Source organism: Streptomyces bauhiniae (assembly GCF_004784475.1).
In the GTDB taxonomy this organism is placed as follows: Bacteria; Actinomycetota; Actinomycetes; order Streptomycetales; family Streptomycetaceae; genus Streptomyces; species Streptomyces seoulensis.
In genome coordinates this window covers 154,038-177,580 of sequence record NZ_SRRT01000002.1, presented here as the reverse complement: position 1 = coordinate 177,580, position 23,543 = coordinate 154,038, and the positions used below count along the sequence as shown (strand labels likewise).

General features: G+C 70.8%; 18 protein-coding genes. 9 read left to right on the top strand and 9 right to left on the bottom strand.

The features are described from left to right. Nucleotides 1–39 precede the first annotated feature (39 nt). Nucleotides 40–681: a DUF1345 domain-containing protein gene (locus E5083_RS06070; RefSeq protein ID WP_135784560.1), complete on the top strand. Its 642-nt coding sequence runs from the start codon at nt 40–42 to the stop codon at nt 679–681. On the opposite strand, the gene E5083_RS06065 is transcribed toward E5083_RS06070, so the two are convergent. The 7 genes from E5083_RS06065 to E5083_RS06035 form a co-directional block, all read right to left on the bottom strand. Next, nucleotides 682–1,125 (bottom strand): molybdenum cofactor biosynthesis protein MoaE, encoded by a 444-nt coding sequence (locus tag E5083_RS06065; protein WP_135784559.1) that lies wholly within the window; start codon nt 1,123–1,125, stop codon nt 682–684. A gap of 54 nt (nt 1,126–1,179) precedes the next feature. Beyond that, nucleotides 1,180–1,455 carry a MoaD/ThiS family protein gene (locus tag E5083_RS06060; protein ID WP_135784558.1) on the bottom strand — a complete coding sequence of 92 codons (276 nt, stop codon included), beginning with the start codon at nt 1,453–1,455 and terminating at the stop codon, nt 1,180–1,182. A 47-nt stretch (nt 1,456–1,502) separates the two neighbouring features. After that, nucleotides 1,503–2,708 carry a molybdopterin molybdotransferase MoeA gene (locus E5083_RS06055; protein WP_135784557.1) on the bottom strand — a complete coding sequence of 402 codons (1,206 nt, stop codon included), beginning with the start codon at nt 2,706–2,708 and terminating at the stop codon, nt 1,503–1,505. Continuing rightward, nucleotides 2,705–2,986 carry a DUF6457 domain-containing protein gene (locus E5083_RS06050; RefSeq protein WP_341869862.1) on the bottom strand — a complete coding sequence of 94 codons (282 nt, stop codon included), beginning with the start codon at nt 2,984–2,986 and terminating at the stop codon, nt 2,705–2,707. Before E5083_RS06050 ends, E5083_RS06055 begins: the two co-directional genes overlap by 4 nt. Before the next feature lie 34 nt (nt 2,987–3,020). Beyond that, nucleotides 3,021–4,052 carry a GTP 3',8-cyclase MoaA gene (moaA, locus tag E5083_RS06045; RefSeq protein WP_135784556.1) on the bottom strand — a complete coding sequence of 344 codons (1,032 nt, stop codon included), beginning with the start codon at nt 4,050–4,052 and terminating at the stop codon, nt 3,021–3,023. 326 nt (nt 4,053–4,378) lie between these two features. Next, nucleotides 4,379–5,407 (bottom strand): cytochrome d ubiquinol oxidase subunit II, encoded by a 1,029-nt coding sequence (cydB, locus tag E5083_RS06040; protein ID WP_135784555.1) that lies wholly within the window; start codon nt 5,405–5,407, stop codon nt 4,379–4,381. 23 nt (nt 5,408–5,430) lie between these two features. Further along, nucleotides 5,431–6,996: a cytochrome ubiquinol oxidase subunit I gene (locus tag E5083_RS06035; RefSeq protein WP_135784554.1), complete on the bottom strand. Its 1,566-nt coding sequence runs from the start codon at nt 6,994–6,996 to the stop codon at nt 5,431–5,433. A gap of 316 nt (nt 6,997–7,312) precedes the next feature. Here E5083_RS06035 and E5083_RS06030 point away from each other — a divergent pair, with 316 nt between their 5' ends. The 3 genes from E5083_RS06030 to fdhD all read left to right on the top strand — a co-directional run bounded on the left by E5083_RS06030 (nt 7,313) and on the right by fdhD (nt 11,898). Beyond that, on the top strand, nt 7,313–9,613 hold the full coding sequence (locus E5083_RS06030) for an FdhF/YdeP family oxidoreductase (protein ID WP_135784553.1): 2,301 nt from the start codon (nt 7,313–7,315) through the stop codon (nt 9,611–9,613). Between the two features lie 160 nt (nt 9,614–9,773). Further along, nucleotides 9,774–10,952 carry an MFS transporter gene (locus tag E5083_RS06025; RefSeq protein WP_244317397.1) on the top strand — a complete coding sequence of 393 codons (1,179 nt, stop codon included), beginning with the start codon at nt 9,774–9,776 and terminating at the stop codon, nt 10,950–10,952. A 109-nt stretch (nt 10,953–11,061) separates the two neighbouring features. After that, the gene (gene fdhD / locus E5083_RS06020) at nt 11,062–11,898 is read left to right on the top strand and encodes a formate dehydrogenase accessory sulfurtransferase FdhD (protein WP_135784551.1); all 837 of its coding nucleotides are present in this window, start codon (nt 11,062–11,064) and stop codon (nt 11,896–11,898) included. A gap of 45 nt (nt 11,899–11,943) precedes the next feature. Here the strand turns inward: fdhD and E5083_RS06015 are convergent, their stop codons facing one another. Continuing rightward, a complete protein-coding gene (locus tag E5083_RS06015; RefSeq protein ID WP_135784550.1) occupies nt 11,944–12,879 on the bottom strand; it encodes a LysR family transcriptional regulator in 936 nt (311 codons plus the stop codon). A gap of 326 nt (nt 12,880–13,205) precedes the next feature. Here E5083_RS06015 and E5083_RS31965 point away from each other — a divergent pair, with 326 nt between their 5' ends. From E5083_RS31965 to E5083_RS05995, 4 genes are all read left to right on the top strand, one after another. Next, nucleotides 13,206–14,966, top strand: coding sequence for an FUSC family protein (locus tag E5083_RS31965; RefSeq protein WP_279632441.1), 1,761 nt, complete (start codon nt 13,206–13,208; stop codon nt 14,964–14,966). A gap of 211 nt (nt 14,967–15,177) precedes the next feature. Next, nucleotides 15,178–16,158, top strand: a complete 981-nt coding sequence (locus E5083_RS06005; RefSeq protein WP_135784548.1) for a Dyp-type peroxidase — start codon at nt 15,178–15,180, stop codon at nt 16,156–16,158. A 111-nt stretch (nt 16,159–16,269) separates the two neighbouring features. Continuing rightward, nucleotides 16,270–17,709, top strand: a complete 1,440-nt coding sequence (gene gad / locus E5083_RS06000) for a glutamate decarboxylase (RefSeq protein WP_135784547.1) — start codon at nt 16,270–16,272, stop codon at nt 17,707–17,709. A gap of 164 nt (nt 17,710–17,873) precedes the next feature. Continuing rightward, nucleotides 17,874–20,171 carry an FdhF/YdeP family oxidoreductase gene (locus E5083_RS05995; protein ID WP_135784546.1) on the top strand — a complete coding sequence of 766 codons (2,298 nt, stop codon included), beginning with the start codon at nt 17,874–17,876 and terminating at the stop codon, nt 20,169–20,171. 73 nt (nt 20,172–20,244) lie between these two features. Here E5083_RS05995 and E5083_RS05990 read toward each other — a convergent pair whose 3' ends face one another. Then, complete coding sequence (locus E5083_RS05990; protein WP_135784545.1) at nt 20,245–20,688, bottom strand: Hsp20/alpha crystallin family protein; 444 nt, start codon at nt 20,686–20,688, stop codon at nt 20,245–20,247. 204 nt (nt 20,689–20,892) lie between these two features. On the opposite strand from E5083_RS05990, the gene E5083_RS05985 reads away from it, so the two are divergent. Further along, the gene (locus tag E5083_RS05985) at nt 20,893–23,526 is read left to right on the top strand and encodes an ATP-dependent Clp protease ATP-binding subunit (RefSeq protein ID WP_135784544.1); all 2,634 of its coding nucleotides are present in this window, start codon (nt 20,893–20,895) and stop codon (nt 23,524–23,526) included. The last annotated feature ends 17 nt before the right edge of the window (nt 23,527–23,543 follow it).

Sequence of the window (23,543 nt, the reverse complement as noted above, 5' to 3'; positions counted from 1 at the left end):
CCGGGCCGGAAGCGGCGGGCGGGGCTAGGGTGAGGCCGTATGAGCATGTGGCTGCCGTTGTCCGCGGTTCCCAGGCTCGGCGGCTGCCTCGCCGTCGGAGCGATCGTCGGCCTTGCTGTCGGCCTGACCGGCAATCCGGCGCCGCTGGCCATCCTGTCCGGCATCGCCGCCGTCGGCACCGTCTTCGTGGTCACCGGCTGGATCGTGCTGTGGCCGATGGACGCCGAGACCACCCGCGCCGACGCCCGCCGTGAGGACTTCCGGCCCGCCGTGGACGAACTCGTGGTGGTCGCCGTCTCGCTGTGCGGGCTCGGCGGCATCGTGCTGATGCTGGTCGCGAACCGCTCCGGCGCCGACACCGGGGCCGCCGCGGCCATCGCGCTGCTCGGCGTCCTCATGGCCTGGGCCGCGCTGCACCTGATGTACACGACCCGCTACGCCTACCTGTACTACGGCCCGGCCCAGGGCGGCATCGACTTCAACTCCGAGCTGAAGCCCGCCTATCCGGACTTCTTCTACTTCAGCTACAACCTCGGCATGACCTACCAGGTCTCCGACACCAGCGTCTCCCACCCGCTGATCCGGTCGGTGGCGCTCCGGCACTGTCTGCTGTCGTACCTGTTCGGCATCAGCGTGCTGGCCACCACCATCAACCTGGTCGCGGGCGTCGTCACCGGCTGATCAGCAGGCGCCGACCCACTCCGTGGCGCCGTCCGTGAAGATCTGCCGCTTCCACACCGGCACCTCGTGCTTGAGGGTGTCGATGAGCTTGCGGCACGCGGCGAACGCCTCCGCCCGGTGCGGGCAGGAGACCGCGGTGATCACCGCGACGTCCCCGATCGCCAGCAGGCCGGTACGGTGCACAGCGGCCAGCGCGCGCACCGGGAACTCGGCCGCGATCTCCTCGGCCACCCGGCGCAGCTCCGCCTCGGCGGAGGGATGGGCGCTGTACTCCAGGGACGACACGGACTTGCCGCCGTCGTGGTCGCGGACCGTGCCGACGAACAGGGCGGTACCGCCGACCGCGTCGTCACCGACCGCGCCGTACACCTCGTCGAGGGAGAGCGGGGTGTCGCGCAGGCCGAGCAGACGGATGGGGGAGGGGAGCAGGGTGGGGAGCGACATGAGGTGATCCGGTTTCCGGGTGGGAGGGAAGGGGGTGGGCGGACGCGGGGCTGCTCAGCCGCCGGCGAAGGGCGGGAGCACCTCGACCGTGGCGCCGTCCCGCAGGGTGACCGAGGCGTGGTCGCGGACGCCGACCGGGTCGCCGTCCACCAGGAAGGAGCAGACCCCCAGCACCTGCGCGAAACGCGGCTCGTCCGCGTGGCGGGACCGCGCCTGTTCCAGTGCCTGGGCGAGGGTCCCCGCCCGGTAGGACTCCTCCGCCGTGCCGGCCGCGCCCTTGGCCGCGGCCCAGTAGCGGATGGTGCCGGTGGATGCCGTCTTCGTCTCCATGTCCTTCGCCTTCTCGGGTGGGTCGTCTCTGAGGTGGTCGGGGTGGGTCAGGCGGTGGGCAGCGGCAGCAGCTCCACCGCGTCCCCGGCCGCCGCGCCGCCCGGCGGGACGACGGCCAGCGCGTCGGCCAGCGCCAGTCCGCGCAGCATCGCCGGGCCGTCGTACGGCAGCGGCGCCACACCGGTGCCCGCCGTGCGCACCGGCAGCAGCCGGGTGTCGCCTGGGTGGCCGGGGAGCGCCTCGGCGGTCACGGCACCGCGCGGCTCCGGGTCGGCGTGGCCGCCGAGCGCGCGCAGCAGGGGCGCGGCCAGGGTGGCCGTACCGGCCACGGCGGCCAGCGGGTTGCCGGGCAGGCCGACCAGGTGGCGGGTGCGGCCATCCGCCGTGGCGGGCAGCTCGGCCAGCAGCATCGGGTGGCCCGGCCGTACCGAGACGGAGTCGACGATCAGTGGGGCGTCCAGCAGCCGTAGCGTCTCGTGCAGGAAGTCCACCGGCCCGGCCGCCGTGCTGCCGGTGGTGATCACCACGTCGGCGGGGGAGTGGGCCACCGCCTCGCGCAGCTCCGCCAGCCGGTCCGCCACGCGGTGCCGGCCGATCACCTCGGCGCCGAGCCCCCGCAGCCAGGACGGCAGCAGCGGGCCGAGCGCGTCGCGGACCCGGCCGCCGCGCGGCACCCCGGCGTCCAGCAGCTCGTCGCCCAGGACGAACAGCTCCACGCTGGGCCGCCGGTGCACCACCAGCCGGTCGTAGCCGCTCGCCGCCGCCAGGCCCAGCACGGACGGGGTGACGCTGGTCCCGGCCGGGAGCAGCGGCTCACCGCTCGCGCACTCCTGCCCGCGCGGGCGCACGTCGTGGCCCTCGGGCAGGGGGCCGGGGGCGGCGAGGTGGAGCAGGCTCGTGGACCGCTCCACCTCGCCGTGCTCGCGGCGCAGTACGGCGCTCGCCCCCGGCGGCAGCGGCGCGCCGGTGGCGATCGGCACCGCGGTGCCGGCCGCGAGCGGTTCCGGCTGCTCGCCGGCGAGCACGCCCCGCTCCCCCAACTGCCAGGGGCCGGGGCCGGACACGGCCCAGCCGTCCATGGCGGAGGTGGCGAACGGCGGCAGGTCGGTCAGCGCCGTCAGCGGCTCGGCCAACGCATGGCCGAGCGCGTCCTCCAGGGTGCGCGGCACACCGGGCAGCGCGGGCCCGGCGGCGGCGCGCGCCAGGGAGCGGGCCCGCTGCCAGGAGGGGTGGTGCGCCGGGAGGCCGGTCATAGCGCCGCCGCGCCGTTCTCACGCTCGGCGGCCCACTGCTCGGCCAGCTCGGTCACCTTGCGGTTCGCCTCCGACACCGCACCGGCGCCGCCGGCCTGCAGCGCGGCCGCGTAGCCGACCAGGAAGGAGGTGATCGGGGCGGCCGGGCGGGCCACCTCGTGCGCGACCACCTTGGTCATGTCCAGCAGCTCGGCGATGTCGACATCGAGGTCGATGCCCAGCTCGGCCTTGGCCGCCGCGATCCATTCGTGCATCCGGTTCACTTCGTCGGTCCTCACTCGTCGTGTCGGTACGGGGTGTCGGTACGGATTCTCAGCCGCCGATGGCCGACATGGGCCGGTCGGGACGGCGGAAGTCCTCGCTGTTGATGGCGTGGCCGGGGCCCTTGACGGCGATGCAGGAGCGCCAGGCGGCCTCCAGCGCGTCGTCGTCGGCGCCCGCGCGGAGCAGGGCGCGCAGGTCGGACTCCTTGGTGGCGAACAGGCAGTTGCGCAACTGCCCGTCGGCGGTGAGCCGTACCCGGTCGCAGTTGCCGCAGAACGGCCGGGTGACGCTCGCGATGACACCCACGTACGAGTCCGTGCCGTCGATCCGCCACTCCTCGGCCGGGGCGTTGTCCTCGCGCGGTACGGGGGTGAGGGTGAAGCGCTCGCCGATCCGGTCCAGGATCTCGGCGGCGGTGACCATCTTCTCCCGCTCCCAGGCACCCTGGGCGTCCAGCGGCATCGACTCGATGAACCGCATCCGGTAGCCGTTCTCCACGGCGAACGCGGTCAGGTCCGCGATCTCGTCGTCGTTCACCCCGCGCACCGGCACCGCGTTCACCTTGACCGGGTCGAGACCGGCGGCGCGGGCCGCCCGCAGCCCCTCAAGCACGTCGGTCAGCCGGTCGCGCCGGGTGATGGCGGCGAACCGCTCCGGGCGCAGGGTGTCCAGGCTGACGTTGACCCGGCCGAGCCCGGCCTCGCGCAGTGCGACGGCGGTACGGGCGAGCCCGATGCCGTTGGTCGTGATGGACAGCTCGGGCGCCTTCGGCAGCGCGGACAGCCGGGCGACCAGACCCGGCAGGCCCCGGCGCACCAGGGGCTCACCGCCGGTCAGCCGGACCTCGGTGATGCCGAGCCGGCCCGTGGCGATGCCGACCAGGCGGACGATCTCGTCGTCGCTCAGCAGCTCGTCCTTGGGCAGCCAGGCCAGGCCCTCGGCGGGCATGCAGTAGGTGCAGCGCAGATTGCAGCGGTCGGTCAGGGACAGCCGGAGGTCGCTGTGGACGCGGCCGAAGCGGTCCACCAGCGGCTTCGGGGCGGCGGTGTCGCCGTGCTGGTCGGTGAGCGGTCGGGACACGGGCCTGCCTTCTTCCTGTGCTGCCGGTCGGCGGTCGTACGGTGTGCGGTCCGCCCGCACCGGGCGGCGGTGGCGTGCTCCGGGCGGACGTGCGGTGCGCACCGGCCGCCCGGCGCCGGGGACGCCGCCCGGCTCCACCAGGCGGGGCCGGGGCGTGAGGCGTCCGCGACGCCGGCGCGGCCGGGACACACTCCGATGATCATCACGGTCGGCGGCCCGGCCCCGGGACATCGCCACGCCGTCGGCCGCCGCCCCCCGGCCCGCGCGCTCGGCGCGGGCACGGGAAAGACGGCGCAGGGCGCGGCACGTCATGGCGCGTCGGGTGTTCACGGCGCTACGCGGTGGACCGGTGCGTGGGCGGCGACGGGGATGTGCTGGACGCCGATCCGCTTGCGGAACACCCAGTAGGTCCAGCCCTGGTAGAGCAGCACCAGCGGAGTGGCGAACCCGGCGACCCAGGTGATGATCCCCAGCGTGTACGACCCGGCGGCCGCGTTGGTCGCGGTCAGGCTCCAGGCCGCGTTCAGGCTGGACGGCATCACCTGCGGGAACAGGGCGAGGAAGAGCATCGCGGTGGACGCCACCACGCTCAGCCCGGAGGCGACGAACGCCCGGCCCTCGCGGGCACCGAAGTTGAAGCCCAGCGACACCAGCACCGCGAGCACGGCGACGGCCTCCGCGACCAGGCTGCGCACATTGCCGGTGTCGACCTGGGTCCAGGTCAGGAAGGCCAGCAGGAGCAGGACGGTCAGCACACCGGCGGTCTGGGCCAGATGCCGCGCCCGGTGCCGGATGCTGCCCACCGTCTTCAGCGAGGCGAACACCGCGCCGTGGAAGGTGAAGAGCACGGTCGTGGTGACGCCGCCCAGCAGCGCGTACGGCTGGACCAGTTCGGCCAGACCGCCGTGGTACTCGTGGTCGGCGCCGATCGGCAGGCCGTGGACCATGGCGGCGAACAGCACGCCCCACAGGAAGGCCAGCACCAGCGAGGTGACGAAGACGATCGCCTCCCAGTTGCGCTTCCAGCGCTCACCGTCGCGCTTGTGCCGGTACTCGAAGGCCACACCGCGCAGGATCAGGCAGAGCAGGATGACGAACATCGGCAGGTAGAAGCCGCTGAACATGGTGGCGTACCAGTCGGGGAAGGCGGCGAAGGTCGCGCCGGCCGCGGTGACCAGCCAGACCTCGTTGCCGTCCCAGACGGGGCCGATGGTGTTGAGCAGGACGCGGCGCTCGGTCTCCCCGCGGGCGAGCACCCGGGTCAGGATGCCCACGCCGAAGTCGAAGCCCTCCAGGAAGAAGTAGCCGACCCACAGCAGGGCTATGACGAAGAACCAGAGGTCATGGAGATGCACGGTTCCGGACTCTCTCTAACTGATCAGTAGGCGAAGGCGAGCGGCTTGTCGGCGTCCCTCGGGGAGCCTTCGAGCGTGGAGGCGCCGCCGAGCTTGATGTCCCTCAGCGGTGGCCGCTCGGAGGTGACCGGTCCGCCGCCCGCGTACTTCACCAGCAGCTTGAGTTCGACCACGGCGAGCGCGATGTACAGCAGGCTGAAGCCGATGAGCGTGATGAGCTGCTCGGTGAGCGAGACGTTCGGGGAGACCGCGTCGACGGTGCGCAGCAGGCCGGTGACGGCCCAGGGCTGACGGCCCATCGCGGTGAAGATCCAGCCGAAGGAGTTGGCGATCACCGGGAAGGCCAGGGTGAAGATGCCGGCCCGCCAGGCCAGCCCGCTCGCCATGGCGCCGAGTTCGCGGTTCTTGGTGAGCATCAGCCGGGGCACGTCGAAGGAGCCGGTGCGGTGCTCGGGGGCGACCCAGAACTTCCGCCGCGTCAGCCAGAGTCCGGCCGCGCCGAGGCTGAAGGAGGTCATGCCGAACAGGATCATCGCCCGGAAACCCCAGTACGTCATGGGGACGTTCGGGATGTACTCGGCCGGAGAGCCGCCGTACGCGGCCGCCTCGGCCTTGGCCGTGTCGTTGATGCCGGGGACCGCCGAGTGGAAGTCCTTGTGCGCCAGGAAGGAGAGCAGGCCGGGGACCTGTACGTCGACGGTGTTGCGCTGGTGGGCGACGTCCGGGACGGAGAAGGCGGAGAAGGGGGCCGGGGCCTCCTTGTCCCACAGCGCCTCGGCGGCGGCCATCTTCATCGGCTGCTGCTCGAACATCACCTCGCCGAGCTTGTCCCCGCTGATCGCGGTGCCCAGACCGAAGACCACGGCCAGTACGAGGCCGAGCCGCAGCGAGGTCCGCATGGCCGCGACCTGCTTGAGGTCGGTGGGCCGGCCCCGGCGCTGGAGCCGGGCCGCGCGCCACAGGTGGATGGCGGAGATGCCCATGACGAAGGCGGCGCCGGTCAGGAACGCGGCCGTCAGGGTGTGGGCGACCACCACCAGGTTGAGCTTCTGGAAGAGCACCGCGCCGATGTCGGTCAGATGCGCCTTGCCGTGCGCCTTGTCCAGGCTGAAGCCGACCGGGTTCTGCATGAAGGAGTTGGCGGCGAGGATGAAGTACGTCGACAGGATGGTGCCGATCGAGACCATCCAGATGCACGCGCAGTGGATCTTCTTGGGCAGCTTGTCCCAGCCGAAGATCCACAGTCCGATGAAGGTCGACTCGAAGAAGAAGGCCAGCAGGGCCTCCAGGGCGAGCGGTGCGCCGAAGACGTCGCCCACGAAGCGGGAGTAGGCGGACCAGTTCATACCGAACTGGAACTCCTGCACCAGCCCGGTGACGACACCCATGGCGATGTTGATCAGGAAGAGCTTGCCCCAGAACTTGGTGGCGTGGAAGTACTTCGTCTTGCCCGTGCGGACGTACGCCGTCTCCAGGCCCGCCGTGATCGCCACCAGGCTGATGGTGAGGGGCACGAACAGGTAGTGGTAGACGGTGGTCATCCCGAACTGCCATCGAGCGATGGTGTCCGGGGCCAATGCCAGATACACGGCAGGTCTCTCCCGAATGTGAATTCTTGCTTGCTGTTCGTCGGCCAGCGTCGGGCAATTTGTCGCCCGAGTCAAAGAGGGGCGGTCGATCGGGTAATAGGCGGTAGTTATCCTCGCCCCGAGGGGTGCCTGCCTCGCCAGCATTATGCCTGGTCACGGCCGTGCTGGGAAATGTGCGATGCTTCGGAAGGCGAGCGGAACCGGAAGATAAGCGGTACCTATCGCGTGATCGATACGGCCTCTTTGACTTTCCTTCCGGGAATCAAAGAAAATGCCGTTCGGCGGGATTCGTATTCACGAAAGAGGCAGACACACCATGAGCAGCAGCATCGAGGACCCGATCGACGAACTGACGGTCACGCCTCCCAAGACGTGGGCGACCGGTGTCCCGGCCGTGACGCACGCGCTGGAGTACTCGCTCAGCCAGACCTCCCCGCGGCGCACCATGCTCACGCTGCTGAACATCAACCAGGTCGACGGCATCGACTGCCCCGGCTGCGCCTGGCCCGAGGACAAGAAGCGGCACTTCAACGAGTACTGCGAGAACGGCGCCAAGCACATCAACGACGAGGCCACCTCGCGCCGCGTCACCCGGGAGTTCTTCCAGCAGTACTCGATCGCCGAGCTGGACTCGAAGTCCGACTACTGGCTCAACCAGCAGGGCCGGCTCACCGAGCCCATGGTGAAGTGGCCCGGCGCCACCCACTACGAGCCCATCACCTGGGAGAAGGCGTTCGAGGTCCTGGCGAAGGAGCTGAAGCAGCTCACCTCGCCCGACGAGGCGATGTTCTACGTCTCGGGCCGCCTGAACAACGAGGCCGCCTTCCTCCTCCAGTTGTTCTCCCGCGCGTTCGGCACCAACAACCTGCCGGACTGCTCCAACATGTGCCACGAATCGACCGGTTGGGGTCTCGGCGCCGCGCTCGGCATCGGCAAGGGCAGCGTCTCGCTGGACGACATCCACCACTCCGACCTGATCTTCCTGGTCGGCCAGAACCCCGGCACCAACCACCCGCGCATGCTCGCCGCGCTGGAGGAGACCAAGCGCAACGGCGGCGAGGTCGTCGCGGTCAACACCCTCCCCGAGGCCGGCCTGATGCGGTTCAAGCACCCGCAGAAGGCGCGCGGTGTGATCGGCAACGGCACCCAGATCGCCGACCAGTTCGTGCACATCCGCGCCGGCGGCGACATGGCCCTCTTCCAGGGCCTCAACAAGCTGCTGCTGGACGCCGAGGACGCCGCGCCGGGCACCGTGCTCGACCACGCGTGGATCAAGAAGAACTCCCGCGGGTTCGAGGAGTTCGCCGAGAGCGTCCGCAAGATCTCCTGGGACGACATCCTCCTCGCCACGGGCATGACCCTGGACGAGATCAAGGAGGTCCACGAGCGGGTCATGAAGAGCAAGAGCGCCATCGTCTGCTGGGCGATGGGTGTGACCCAGCAGAAGCACGGTGTCGCCACCATCCGCGAGATCGTCAACTTCCTGATGCTGCGCGGCAACATCGGCAAGCCCGGCGCCGGTGTCTGCCCCGTCCGCGGCCACTCCAACGTGCAGGGCGACCGCACCATGGGCGTCTGGGAGCAGATGTCCGACGCGTTCCTGGACGCGCTCGGCCGCGAGTTCGGCTTCGAGCCGCCCCGCCACCACGGCTACGACGCCGTGCAGGGCATCCGCGCGATGCACGAGGGCAACGCCAAGTTCTTCCTCGGCGTGGCCGGCAACTTCGTCCGCGCCACTCCGGACAGCGAGTACACCGAGCAGGCCATGCGCAACTGCTCGCTGACCGCACACATCTCGACCAAGCTCAACCGCTCCCACACCGTCTGCGGCGACACCGCGCTGCTCCTGCCCACCCTGGGCCGCAGCGACCGGGACATGCAGAACGGCGTCGAGCAGTGGATCACCGTCGAGGACTCGATGAGCGACGTCCACCGCTCGCACGGCAAGCTGCCCCCGGCCTCCAAGCACCTGCTCAGCGAGGTCGCCATCATCAGCCGCCTGGCGATCGCCACCCTCGGCGACAAGTACGGCATCCCGTGGAAGAGCTTCGAGGCCGACAACGACCGTATCCGTGACCGGATCTCCCGCGTCGTGCCCGGCTTCGAGAACTTCAACGAGCGCATCCGGCAGCCCGGAGGCTTCAACCTGCCGAGCCCGGTCAACAGCGACACGTTCCCGACCCCGAGCGGCAAGGCCGAGTTCTGGGCCAGCCAGTTCGAGATGCCGCACGTGCCCGCCGGCCACCTGCTGCTCCAGACGCTGCGCTCGCACGACCAGTGGAACACCATCTGGTACGCGCCCAACGACCGCTACCGGGGCATCCACAACGCCCGCCGTGTCGTCATGGTCAACCCGGCCGACCTGGAGCAGTTCGGCTTCCGCGACGGCGACATGGTGGACCTGGTCAGCGTGTGGACCGACAAGGAGCGCCGCGCCGAGTCCTTCAAGGTCGTCGCCTACCCGACGAGCCCCGGCTCCGCCGCCGCGTACTACCCGGAGACCAACGTGCTCGTCCCGCTGGACAGCGTCGCCGACATCAGCAACTGCCCCACCTCCAAGGGCGTGCTGATCCGGCTGGAGCCGTCCCGCATCCCGGCCCCCGGCCTCGCCGGCTGATCCGGCCCCCGACTCCCCTCCCGACGGTCCGGGAGGGGAGGTGTACCGCGGATGGCCCGGTACCCGCTTCCCCGGCGGGACCGGGCCATCCGTGGATGCCACCCGCGCCACCCCGTTGCCCCCTCGCGTAACGCACGCGTACAGAAAGGCACTTCACGGCATGCCCGCTTCCCGCACCGCGCACGGCTGGCTCCCGGCGGCCGGCGCGGTGTTCGCCGCAGGATGGGGCGCGAACCAGTTCACCCCGCTCTCCTCGGTCTACCGCACCCGCGAGCACTGGCCCTCTCTCCAGGTCGCCCTGATGTTCACGACCTACCTGGCCGGCTTCCTGCCCGCGCTGCTCACCGGCGCCCTCGCCGCGGGCCGCGTCGGGCGCCGCCGCGTCGTACGCCCCGCGCTGCTGCTGTCCGCCGCCGCCAGCGCGCTCCTCGCCTGCGCGGCATTCGTCCGCCCCGCCGTCTACGCCAGCCGGTTCGCCACCGGCGTCGCGGCCGGACTGCTGCTCTCGGTGGGCAGCGCCTGGCTGCGCGAACTGTCCGCCGGCGCCGGACCCGCCCGCGCCGCCCGCCGGGTCACCCGGGCCACCGGCGCCGGCTTCGCCGCCGGCGCCCTCACCGCGGGCGTGCTCGCCCAGTGGTTCCCGCACCCCCTGCTGCTGCCCTGCCTCCTGCACTGCCTGCTCGCCCTCACCGTCCTCCTCGCGCTGCGCCGCACCCCGGAGACCGCGCCGCCACCCGTACGGGACGACCCCGAGGGGCCCTGGCCGCCCGCCGTCACCCACCCCCGCTTCGTCCGCGTGGTGCTCCCGGCCGGCCCCGCCGTCTTCGCCGCCTCCACCGTCGCCTACGTCGTGCTGCCCCCGCTGGTGGCCGAACGGACCTCCGGCTACGCGCCCCTGTTCAGCGGACTGGTCACCGCCCTGACCCTGGTCACCGGGCTCGCCGTACAGCCGCTGGCCGACCACATCGACCACGCCCACAGCGCCCGCGCCACCCTCACCGCCATGGCGACGGTCATCTGCGGCCTGCTGCTCAGCGCCCTCGCCGTCCAGCGCGGCTCCATGGGCCTCGTGCTGCTCGCCGCCGTCCTGCTGGGCGCCGGGTACGGGCTCACCCTCGCCTCCGGACTGCGCGAGATCGAACGGCTGACCAGGGCGCGCGCCAGTCCTTCCGCCCTCTCCCTGTACCACGGTGTCACCTACAGTGGATTTCTCACACCACTGCTGCTCGCCGTGACCGCAGGAGCCGCCCCCTACCCCGCCCTGCTGGCGGGTCTGGCCGCCATCGGCCTACTGTGCCTGATGATCACCGCGTGGCACAGCCGCCGGCACCTTCCCTGACCCCGGCGGCCCGGCAACGGCCCGGCCGCCGACCCCACCCAACCGCCACACACCGGCTCCGGCGGCGACGACAACCCCCGGTCCGGAGCCCGAGGAGAGGAACAAGACCATGGGACGAGTGACCGTGCGGCGTCGAGTGCTCCGCATCCGCGACGGCGCGTCCTCGCACCGCCCGGACACCCTGGCCGCCGAGGAGCCGATGGAGATCCGCGTCGGCGGCCGCCCGCTCACGGTGACCATGCGCACCCCCGGCGACGACTTCGACCTCGCCGCCGGCTTCCTGGTCAGCGAGGGCGTCGCGCACGCCGAGACCGACGTGGCCGGCATCCGCTACTGCCTGGGCGCCACCGACGACGGCAGCAACACCTACAACGTGGTCGACGTCGTCCTCGGCCCCGGCGTCGAGGCCCCCGACGCCTCCCTGGAGCGCAACTTCTACACCACGTCCTCCTGCGGCCTGTGCGGCAAGGCCAGCCTGGACGCGGTACGCACCGTCGCCGCCTGGTCCGTCGCCGACGACGAGCTGCGCATGAGCCCGGAGATGCTGGCGACCCTGCCCGAGAAGCTGCGCGCGGCCCAGAAGGTGTTCGACAGCACCGGCGGCCTGCACGCGGCCGGGCTCTTCTCCTCCGACGGCGAACTGCTCTGCCTGCGCGAGGACGTGGGCCGCCACAACGCCGTCGACAAGGTCGTGGGACACGCCCTGCGCTCCGGGATGCTCCCGCTGCGCGGCTGTGTGCTGATGGTCAGCGGGCGGGCCTCGTTCGAGCTGGTGCAGAAGGCGGTGATGGCCGGCATCCCGATGCTGGCCGCCGTCTCCGCGCCGTCCTCGCTCGCCGCCGATCTCGCGGCCGAGAGCGGCCTGACCCTGGTCGGCTTCCTGCGCGGCGACTCGATGAACGTCTACACCGGCGCCGAACGCCTGGAACCGCAGCCCGTCGCCTGACCCGCCCCGGTGGCCGCGCCTGAACGGGCGCGGCCACGGCCGGCGCTACGCCAGCGGCAGCGCGGGGCCGCCGGGCAGTCGCTCCAGGGCGCCGGCCACGTCCGTCTCCGTGGCGGTCTCGGTCAGCGCGCGGGCCATCACCGACCCCGGCTGCTGGGACGTCGTCACCAGGCCCACCGGCACCGTCCAGTCCGGCTCCACCAGCGGCACCGCCCGCATGCCGTGCGGCACCCCGAACACGTGCAGCCAGGCGTGCGGCACGACGCTCGCCCACCGGCCGGTCCTGACGTGCGCGAACAGCGCGGCGACGGAGTCGGTCTCCACGCGGGGCGCCGGCTTCGCCCCGGCCTTGGCGAACACGTCGTCCAGCACCCGCCGGCCCTGCATCGACTCGTTCAGCAGGCACAGCGGGAGCCGGGCGGCCTCCGCCCAGGTCGCCGTCGACTGATGCGCCAGACCGTCGGCCGCGGTGATCAGCAGCACATAACGTTCCTCATAGAGCGGAATGGCGTGGAATTGCCCCGAGAGTTCTTCCGGCAGATACGTGATTCCGGCGTCGATCTCGAAATTCTGGAGCTGGCGGAGAATGTCCTCGGACTGGAGGTCCGCTATCACTTCCACGGTCACCAGCGGATGCTCCGTGCAGAACGGACCGGTCAGCAGCGAGACGGCCGCGGACGCGGTCGGCACCGAGCCGATCCGCATCCGGCCGCTGAGCCCGCAGCGCAGGGCACCGACCTCGTCCCGCAGCGCGTCACGGTCCGCGAGAATCCGCTGCGCCCACACGACGATGCGCTCGCCCTCCGGGGTGAGCCCCTCGTACTTGCGGCCGCGGCGGACCAACGGCACGTCAAGCTCGTCCTCCAGCTTCCGGATCGCCTCGGAGAGCGCGGGCTGGGAGACGGAGCACGCCTGGGCGGCGCGGGCGAAATGGTGCTCCCTCGAGAGAGCGACGAGGTATTCGAGTTGGCGAAACAGCACGTCATGGGTGTACCCGACCGCTGACCGAAAAGCCAATCGGCGCAGCGGCCCGCCCGGCCCGGACCCCTGCCCACCGGCGGCCGCCGGGCCGGGCGGCGAGGGCCCGAAGGCCACTTCCGCCGCGTGAAGACCGTAGGCGAATTCACACCCCGCTTCACACCCTGCCGGATTTCTCTTCGGGAATGTCCGGCAATTCACCGAGTGCAATGCGCGAGGGCGCTTGACCCTCCCCGATTTGCTAGAGTTAGTGATCTATGAAACGCGGCAACACCTCTCAGCTCATTGCTGGACTGGCCCGTGTTCTCTCGCCACGTGGCTCATTCGCCATGGCCAAGGTCAGCGGGGCGCTCCCTTTCGCGCTGCGGGCCGCGCTCACCATGGCGCTGCCCACCCTGCCGCTGGTGCTGCTCGGCCACCCGAACCTCGCCGTCTTCCCGGCCCTCGGCGCCTTCACCATCACCTTCGAGCGCAGCCTCCCGCTGCGCCGCCGCAGCCGGCTGTGGGTGCTCGCGCTGGTCGCCCTGGCGATGACGGCCGCCGTGGGACTCGGCTCACTGCTCGCCGTCTGGGTGGGCCCCTCCGGCCCCTGGAACCAGGGCCTCGCCGCCGTGGTGGGCATGGCCGCGGTCGCCGGACTCGCCAAGTTCGGCTGTGACTACGCCGGGCTGCGGGGCCTGGGGGCGGTACTGATCCTGGTCGCCTTCGCCATCACCGCCGAGGGCACGCCCGCCCTCACCGACGTACTGCCGCACACCGCGCTCACCGCGCTCGGCGCGGCCATCGCCTGGCTGGTCTGCCTGCCCAACTCCCTCCAGCCGCAGCGGCTCCAGCGGCTCGCGCTCGCCGACGCCCTGGAGTGCTTCGCCCGCGCCCTGGAGGCCGCCGGGCCGATCGAGACCTCCAAGGCCCGCCACCAGGCCATCGTCGCCGCCCTGCGCGCCTACCACGCCCTCAACGACCCCGACGACAGCGACGGCTTCGTCGGTCTCACCCGCCGGGTCCCCGGACGCCCCGCCACCACCGGCTACTCCGCCGACTACGTCTGGGCCCTCCTCACCACCGACACCTGGCGTGACGCCGAGGGCGAGGACGTCGCCCGGCACCTGCGCGAACAGGCGCGGATGCTCTCCGACCGCCGCTGGCACACCCTGCTCCCGCTGCCCGAGGAACTGCTGGAGCCCCACACCGGCGACAGCTCGCCCCGCCGGCCCGGCACCGTCGTCCCGGCCCCGCCCGAGACCCGGCCGCCGACACCTCCCGCCCCCGCCGCGCGCGCCGACGACCACCGGGCCAGGCCGCGTGGACGGCGCCGCCGCCGGGCCGCCGCCTTCCTGCCGACCGCCGTACGGACCTTCGTCGGCACCGCCGCCGCGGGCGGGACCGCCCTCTTCCTCGGCGTCGGCCACAGCTACTGGGCCGCGATCTCCGCCGCCGCCGTGCTGCACTCCATCAATGTGTGGAGCACCATGCAGCGAGCCGTGCAGCGCACCCTCGGCACCGCCATCGGCCTGCTGCTGACCAGCGCCGTACTCGTGCTGCACCCCGGCCCGGTGGCGATCATCTGCCTGATCATCGTCTTCGAGTTCTTCCTGGAGTACGTCGTCGCCCGCAACTACGGCCTCGGCGTCGTCTTCCTCACCCCGCTCGCCCTGCTGCTCAGCGAACTCTCCTCGCCCGTCTCCGCCTCCCGGCTGCTGCACGACCGCGTCATCGGCAGCGGCATCGGCATCAGCGTCGGCCTGGTCTGCGCCCTGCTCCTGGTGCACGGCCGGGCCGCCGTCCGGATGCGGGAGGCGCTGCACCTGTGCACGGTCGTCTCCGACCAGGCCGAGCACGCCCTGCACAGCACGGCCGGCCGGCGCCGGGTGGCCCAGGTGCAACTGGCCGCGTCCGCCGTCGAGCTGTACGAGGCGAAGGAGGCCGCGAGCGGCGAACTGCGGCCCACCGGCGTCGACCCCGCCGCCGTCGCCGCCGCCGAGCACCGCGCGTACGACCTGCTGGGCCGGCTCAGCCGCGCCGTGCTCGCCGACGACCGGGCCAGACGCGGCCGGGGCCGCAGACGCCCCGGAGCGGCTCGGCCATCGTGAGCCTTGATGAGCCTTCGTGAGCCGCAAAGGCTCAGCTTTACTTCCATAAACCCTTCTGCGCCGCACCGGCGCAATGCCGCGTGACGGCGAATTCGCGGGATTCGGCGCGGCCGATGGGAACGGGCCGCGCCGTCGGCGCGAATCCGCACGACATGCCGTCCGGAGCGTCTATGTTCGTCTCGCGTGCAAGCTGATCAGAAAGCAGGTTTCCATGACCGAGACACAGCCCGTCGTCGTTCCTCCGGCCAGGGCGGCGGTATTCCTCGTGGTCACCATCGACGAGGGCGGCGAGGACACTGTACGAGGCTTGCTCCAGGACGTGCAGTCGCTGCGCCGCTCCACCGGATACCGCGATCCCGACGCCCGGTTGAGCTGCGTGGTCGGCATAGGCTCCGCGGCCTGGGACCGCCTCTTCACCGGGCCGCGCCCCGCCGGACTGCACCCCTTCGTCGAGCTGGACGGCGAGCGCCACAAGGCCCCCGGCACCCCCGGCGACCTCCTCTTCCATGTGCGCGGCCGCCGCATGGACATCGTGTTCGAGCTGGCCCGCCAGTTCGCCCAGCGGCTCAAGGGCGCCGCCACGGTCGTGGACGAGGTGCACGGCTTCAAGTTCTTCGACGACCGCGACCTGCTCGGTTTCGTGGACGGCAGCGCGAACCCCGAGGGGGAGCGCGCCGCCGACGCGGTGTACGTCGGCGACGAGGACCCGGACTTCCAGGGCGGCAGCTACGTCATCGTGCAGAAGTACCTGCACGACATGGATGCCTGGCACGCCCTGTCCACGGAGGAGCAGGAGCGCGCCATCGGCCGGTCCAAGCTCGCCAACATCGAGTTCCCGGACGATGTGAAGGCCCCCGACTCCCACGTCATGCTGAACACGATCGAGGGCGAGGACGGCCGCGAGCTGAAGATCGTCCGCGAGAACATGCCGTTCGGCACGATCGGCGACGACGAGTACGGCACCTACTTCATCGGCTACGCCCGCACCCCCGACGTCACCGAGCAGATGCTCCGGAACATGTTCCTCGGCCGGCGGCCCGGACAGCACGACCAGATCCTCAACTACTCGAGGGCCGTCACCGGTTGCCTCTTCTACGTCCCGACCACCGCCTTCCTCGACACGCTCCCCGCGGCCCCGGAGAAGCCGGAGCAGAAGACGGCCGAGCGGGACATAGCCCTCAACGCCTCATAGCCCCCACCCCGCCTGAACGGACGGCACCGGCCCTCTCTCAGGGCCGGTGCCGTCCGTGCGTTCAGGACCGACCCCCTGCCAGCGGACGCTGATCGGACCCAGGAAGCACTCATGTCGCCTCTCTCGCACGGCACTTCCCAGCAGCAGCCCGACGAACCCGCCCTCGCCGTCAACCCCTTCTCCGGGCAGGCGAGCCCGGTGAGCGGAATGACCGAGGACCCGCCCAAGAACCGCCTGGCGGAAGGGCCGTTGGCCCCCGACACCGCCTATCAGGTCGTCCACGACGAGCTGATGCTCGACGGCAACGCCCGGCTCAACCTCGCCACCTTCGTCACCACCTGGATGGAGCCCCAGGCCGGGCGGCTGATGGGGGAGTCCCGCGACAAGAACATCGTCGACAAGGACGAGTACCCGCGCACCGCCGAGCTGGAGCGGCGCTGCGTGGCCATGCTCGCCGACCTGTGGAACGCCCCCGACTCCGCGCAGGCCGTGGGCTGTTCGACCACCGGCTCCAGCGAGGCGTGCATGCTCGCCGGGCTCGCCATGAAGCGCCGCTGGTCCCAGCGCAACGCCGACCGCTATCCGGGCAGCGCCCGCCCCAACCTGGTCATCGGCATCAACGCCCAGGTCTGCTGGGAGAAGTTCTGCAACTACTGGGAGGTCGAGGCCCGCCAACTCCCCATGGAGGGCGACCGGTTCCACCTGGACCCGCAGGAGGCGGTCGAGCTGTGCGACGAGAACACCATCGGTGTCGTCGGCATCCTCGGCTCCACCTTCGACGGCTCCTACGAGCCCATCGCCCAGCTCTGCGCCGCCCTCGACGCCTACCAGGAGCGCACCGGCCTCGACATCCCGGTCCACGTCGACGGCGCGTCCGGCGCGATGATCGCCCCCTTCCTCGACCCGGACCTGGAATGGGACTTCCGGCTTCCGCGCGTGGCCTCGATCAACACCTCCGGCCACAAGTACGGCCTGGTCTACCCCGGCGTCGGCTGGGCCCTGTGGCGGGACAAGGAGGCGCTGCCCGAGGACCTGATCTTCCGGGTCAACTACCTCGGCGGCGACATGCCGACCTTCGCCCTCAACTTCTCCCGCCCCGGCTCCCAGGTCATCGCGCAGTACTACACCTTCCTGCGCCTGGGCCGCGAAGGCTTCCGCGCGGTCCAGCAGGCCACCCGTGACGTCGCCATGTCGCTGGCCCGAAAGGTGGAGGACATGGGCGACTTCAAGCTGCTGACGCGCGGCGACCAGTTGCCGGTGTTCGCCTTCACCACCGCCGACCACGTCACGTCCTACGACGTCTTCGACATCTCCCGCCGGATGCGCGAGACCGGCTGGCTGGTGCCCGCGTACACCTTCCCGCGCAACCGGCAGGACCTCGCCGTGATGCGGGTGGTGTGCCGCAACGGCTTCAGCCGCGACCTCGCCGACCTGTTCGCCCAGGACCTCGCCCGGCTGCTGCCCGAACTGCGCGACCAGCCGCACCCGATGGTCCGCGACCACCAGGCCGGTACCGGGTTCCACCACTCGGAGAACCGCGCGGAACGATAGTCCGTCAAAACGTTCCCTGTACAGGCACTTGACTGTCGCCCCACGTCGCACGCGCGCCGTGGGGCGGCGCCGTTCCTGGTCACGGGCCCGCCCGAGTGACCTAGGCTGGGCCGCACTCGCGTCATGTGCACGCAGCGAGTCGGCCTGGAACACAGGGAGTTGTGATGAGTCAAGACACGTCGGGACGACCCACCGAAGACGCCGGGAAGCGGGCCCCGGAGTTCCAGCCCTACCACCACCCGGCGGCAGGATGGGGCGCCGCCAAGAGCGTCACGCGCTTCCTGATACGCGAGCGCGAGCTCCTCGAAGGCCCCAAGGCCATCCAGAGGATGAACCACGAGGGCAAGGGCTTCGACTGCCCCGGCTGCGCCTGGCCGGACGACCTCAAGGGCCTGAGGCTCGACATCTGCGAGAACGGCATCAAGCACGTCACGTGGGAGATGACCCACAAGCGCGTCGGCCCCGCCTTCTTCGCCGCCCACACCGTGAGCGAACTCGCCACCTGGAGCGACGCCGCGCTGGAGGACCAGGGCCGCCTCACCCACCCGATGCGCTACGACGCGGACACCGACACCTACGTCCCCATCTCCTGGCAGGACGCCTTCGAGCTGGTCGGCAGCACCCTGCGCGGACTCGACAGCCCCGACCAGGCGTCGTACTACACCTCCGGCCGGCTCGGCAACGAGGCCACCTTCCTCTACCAGTTGATGGCCCGCGAGCTGGGCACCAACAACCTGCCCGACTGCTCCAACATGTGCCACGAGGCCAGCGGCCGCGCCATGCAGGCCGCGCTCGGCACCGGCAAGGGCACCGTCGATCTGGAGGACTGGGAGAAGACCGACGCCCTGTTCATCATCGGGGTCAACGCCGCCTCCAACGCCCCCCGGATGCTCACCTCGCTCGCCGAGGCGTACAAGCGCGGCGCGAAGATCGTGCACATCAACCCGCTGGTCGAGGCCGCCGCCACCCGCACGATCATCCCGCACGACTTCGTGGACATGGCCCTCAACCGGGCCACCCCCACCAGCTCGCTCAACCTCCAGCCGCGCATCGGCGGCGACATGGCCCTGCTGCGCGGCATGGCCAAGGCCATCCTCGCCGAGTCGGAGACCAACCCCAAGGCGCTGGACCAGGAGTTCATCGACCGGCACACCTCGGGCTTCGCCGAGTACCGCGCCGTCGTCGAGGCCACGCCCTGGGCGGAGCTGGAACTCCAGTCCGGGCTCAGCCGCGCCGAGATCGAGGCCGCCGCCCGCATCTACTGCGACGCCGACCGCGCCATCTTCAGTTGGTGCCTCGGTGTCACCCAGCACGAGCACGGCGTCGACACCGTCCGCGAGATCGTCAACGTCCTGCTGCTGCGGGGCAATCTGGGCCGTGAGGGCGCCGGTCCGTCCCCGGTGCGCGGGCACAGCAACGTCCAGGGCAACCGCACCTGCGGCATCGACCACCGGCCGTCCAAGGAGTTCCTGGACCGGCTGGCCGAGGTCTGCGAGATCGACCCGCCCCGCGAGCACGGCCTGGACACCGTCAACACCATCGAGGCCATGCACACCGGCGACGTGAAGGTGTTCGTCGGCATGGGCGGCAACTTCGCGCTCGCCGCGCCGGACAGCGCCTACACCTTCGACGCGCTGCGCAAGTGCGAGCTGACCGTGCAGGTCAGCACCAAGCTCAACCGCAGCCACCTGGTGCACGGCAAGCAGGCGCTCATCCTGCCCTGCCTCGGCCGCACCGAGAAGGACCAGCAGGCCACCGGCGAGCAGGGCACCTCCGTCGAGGACTCGATGTCCATGGTCCATCTCTCCGTCGGCATGAAGCGCCCCGCCTCCGCGCACCTGCTCTCCGAGCCCGCGATCATCGCCGGGATGGCGCGCGCCGCCCTGCCCGACAGCGCCACCCCCTGGGAGTGGTACGTCGAGGACTACGACCGCATCCGCGACACCATGGCCAAGGCGCTGGAGGGCTTCGAGGACTTCAACCGGCGGGTCCGGCTGCCGCTCGGCTTCCGCATCAAGCAGCCCGCCCGCGAACTCGTCTTCCGCACCCCCTCCGAGCGCGCCGAGTTCTCCAGCGCCGGCCTGACCGACGTCGTCCCCGGGGCCGGCATGCTCAAGCTCGGCACGATGCGCTCCCACGACCAGTGGAACACCACGATCTACTCGGACGACGACCGTTACCGGGGGGTCAGGAACCTGCGCACGCTGATCTTCATGAACCAGGAGGACATGGCCGAGCGCGGGCTGAAGCTCTTCGACGAGGTCGACATCACCAGCATCGCCAAGGACGGCAGCAAGCGCGGCGTCCACGGCTACAAGGTCATCCCGTACGACATTCCGCAGGGCTGCGCGGCCGGGTACATGCCGGAGCTGAACGTGCTCTGCGCGATCGGCGACTACAGCACCCAGAGCGACCAGCCGCTGATGAAGAACGTCAACGTCGTGGTGACGCCTGTCGCTTAGAGCGCTTGGACTTTACGCCGAAAGCGGCCGGCCTTTTCCGCGAGGGCCGGTCGCTTTCGTGTGTACGGGGTTTTCAGGAACCGATCTCGATCGAGCGCCGGGTGGCCGCCTGGGATTTCGGCAGCCGGACCGTCAGGACACCGTCGGAGAGATCGGCCTGGACGCCCTCCACATTGACGTCACCGGGTACCCGCACCCCGTAGGAGAAACTGCCGTCCCTGCGGCGCAGCGCGTTTCCGCCGGTGTTCTCGTCGAGCGAGCCGTGAATGTGCAGTTCGCGGCCGTCGACCTCGATGTTCACGCTCTCGCGGGGAATGCCCGGCAATTCGGCGCGGACCAGATAGGAGTCGCCCGCGTCCTCCTCCTCGACCAGCGGCATCCAGTGCCGGGACGGCTCGCCCGGCTGCGCGGACTGCTCCACCAGGCGGCTGACCTCGCCCCACAACTGCTGGAGTTCCACCACGGGATCATGTCCGGCCCACCAGGCCGACCTCGCAACGCCCGCACGTTCGCTCATGCCCGGACTCCTCTTCTCCTCGCATGCATATCCTCGCGTACATATAAGGAGTGTGCACAACACGTCCGACGGCGGCAGCAAGGCTCCGGCAAACGGGTGGCGGAAAGCCCGGAAATCCCTTGGGGGAGCTTGCTTCCTCGGGTTGCGAGGCCCTGGACATCGCGGTTCAGTGAAAACCTGATCCGTCGCGCACCAGGAGCTGCCATGTCGATGTCGTTCGGTTCACCGTTCGGTTCCTCCGACCCTTTCAGCGACCTGCTGAACCGGTTCTTCGGCATGTCACCGGCGTCATCGCCCCCTGCTGTGCAGCGAGTTCCCATCGGACGGCTGCTGACGGAGTCCTCGCGGGAACTGCTCAACCTGGCCGCGCAGAAGGCCGAGGAGGACGGCACCTCCGACCTCGACACCCAGCACCTGCTGTGGGCCGCGACCAAGGTCGAGCCCAGCCGCCGCATCCTCGCGCAGGCCGGGGTCGACCCCGACAAGCTCGCCCAGACGATCAGTGAGGTGCTGCCCGGCGAGTCCGGCACCCCGTCCGCCGAGCCGGGTCTCACCCCCGCCGCCAAGCGCACCCTGGCCGACGCCTTCGCCCAGTCCCAGGCGGCCGGCAACTCCTACATCGGCCCGGAGCACATCCTCGCCGCGCTGCTCGACGACGCCGACTCCGGCGCCGGACGTCTGCTGTCCTCCGAGGGCGTCGACGGCAGGAAGCTGGCCTCCCGCACCGAGCAGGCCGCCCGCCAGGACCAGGGCCGCGCCGGGGGAGGGCCGACCAGCACGCTGGACGAGTTCGGCCGCGACCTCACCGAGGAGGCCAAGCAGGGCAAGCTCGACCCGGTGGTCGGACGCGCCGACGAGATCGAGCAGACGGTCGAGATCCTCTCCCGCCGCTCCAAGAACAACCCGGTCCTCATCGGTGAGCCCGGCGTCGGCAAGACCGCCATCGTGGAGGGCCTCGCCCAGCGCATCGTCATCGGGGACGTACCCGACACCCTGAAGGACAAGCGGGTCGTCGCCCTCGACATGTCCGGCCTGGTGGCCGGCGCCCAGTACCGCGGCCAGTTCGAGGAGCGGCTGAAGAAGGTCATCGAGGACGTGCAGGCGTCCGAGGGCGAAATCATCCTCTTCATCGACGAGCTGCACACGGTCGTCGGCGCGGGCGCCACCGGCGAGGGCTCGATGGACGCGGGCAACATCCTCAAGCCCGCCCTCGCCCGCGGCGAGCTGCACGTGGTGGGCGCGACCACCATCGACGAGTACCGCAAGTACGTCGAGAAGGACGCCGCCCTGGAGCGCCGCTTCCAGCCCGTCATGGTGCCGGAGCCGAGCGTCGCGGAGACCGTGCTGATCCTCGAAGGGCTGCGCGACGCCTACGAGGCCCACCACCAGGTCCGCTACGAGGACTCCGCGCTCGAAGCCTGCGCCGGGCTGTCCGACCGTTACATCACCGACCGCTTCCTCCCGGACAAGGCCATCGACCTGATGGACCAGGCCGGCGCGCGGGTCCGGCTGCGCAGCGCGGCGCGCTCCACCGAGGTCGTCGCCCGCGAGGACAAGATCGCCAAGCTCCGGCGCGAGCTGGACGAGGCCGTGTCCGGCCAGGACTACGAGAGGGCGAACGACCTCAAGAAGAAGATCGCGGAGGTCGAGGCCGAACTCGCCGGCATCGAGGAGCGCCGCGAGGGCGTCGTCACCGTCACCCCGAACGACATCGCGGACATCGTCTCCCGCCGTACCGGCATCCCCGTCTCGCAGCTCACCGCCAGCGAGAAGGACCGGCTGCTCAAGCTGGAGGAGGAGATGCACGCCCGCATCGTCGGGCAGAACGAGGCCGTCACCGCCGTGTCCCAGGCGGTGCGCCGCAACCGCGCGGGCATGGGTGACCCCGACCGCCCGGTGGGCTCGTTCCTCTTCCTCGGCCCCACGGGCGTCGGCAAGACCGAACTCGCCAAGGCCCTCGCCGAGCTGCTGTTCGGCGACGAGGACCGCATGATCCGCTTCGACATGAGCGAGTTCCAGGAGAAGCACACCGTCTCCCGCCTGGTCGGCGCGCCCCCCGGATACGTCGGCTACGAGGAGGCCGGACAGCTCACCGAGAAGGTCCGCCGCCAGCCGTACAGCGTGATCCTCTTCGACGAGATCGAGAAGGCGCACCCGGATGTGTTCAGCACGCTGCTGCAGATCCTGGACGACGGGCGGCTGACCGACGGCCAGGGCCGCACCGTCGACTTCCGCCACACCGTCATCATCATGACGTCGAACATCGGCGCCCATCTGATCCTGGCGCACCAGGGCGACGTGTCGGAGATCAAGGACGAGCTGCTGGAGGAGCTGCGCGGGCGGTTCCTGCCGGAGTTCCTCAACCGGATCGACGACATCATCATCTTCCACAGCCTCACCGAGGACGACCTCTCCCAGATCGTCGACCATCTGCTGGACCAGTCCCGGCGCCGGGTGAAGGCGCAGGGAATGCAACTGGAGGTCACCGAGGCGGCGAAGAAGCTGCTGATCGCCCACGGCCACCAGCCCGAATTCGGCGCCCGCCCGCTGCGCCGCACGATCCAGTCCGAGCTGGACAACCGCATCGCCGAGCTGCTGCTCAGCGGTCAGGCCGAGCCCGGGGACACGATCGTCGCCGACGTCAAGAACGACTCGCTGCACGTCACCGTGCGCGGAGCGGACGACAAGAAGTCGGAGAAGTCGGAGAAATCCGAGAAGGGCGACGAGTCCGGGAAGAAGGCGGCGGCGAAGAAGACCGCGTCCGGCGGCAAGAAGAAGGCCGACTCCAAGGACGCCGACAGCAAGGACGCCGACGCGAAGGACGCCGGGGCCGAGTAGGACTTACGGCGGCAAGG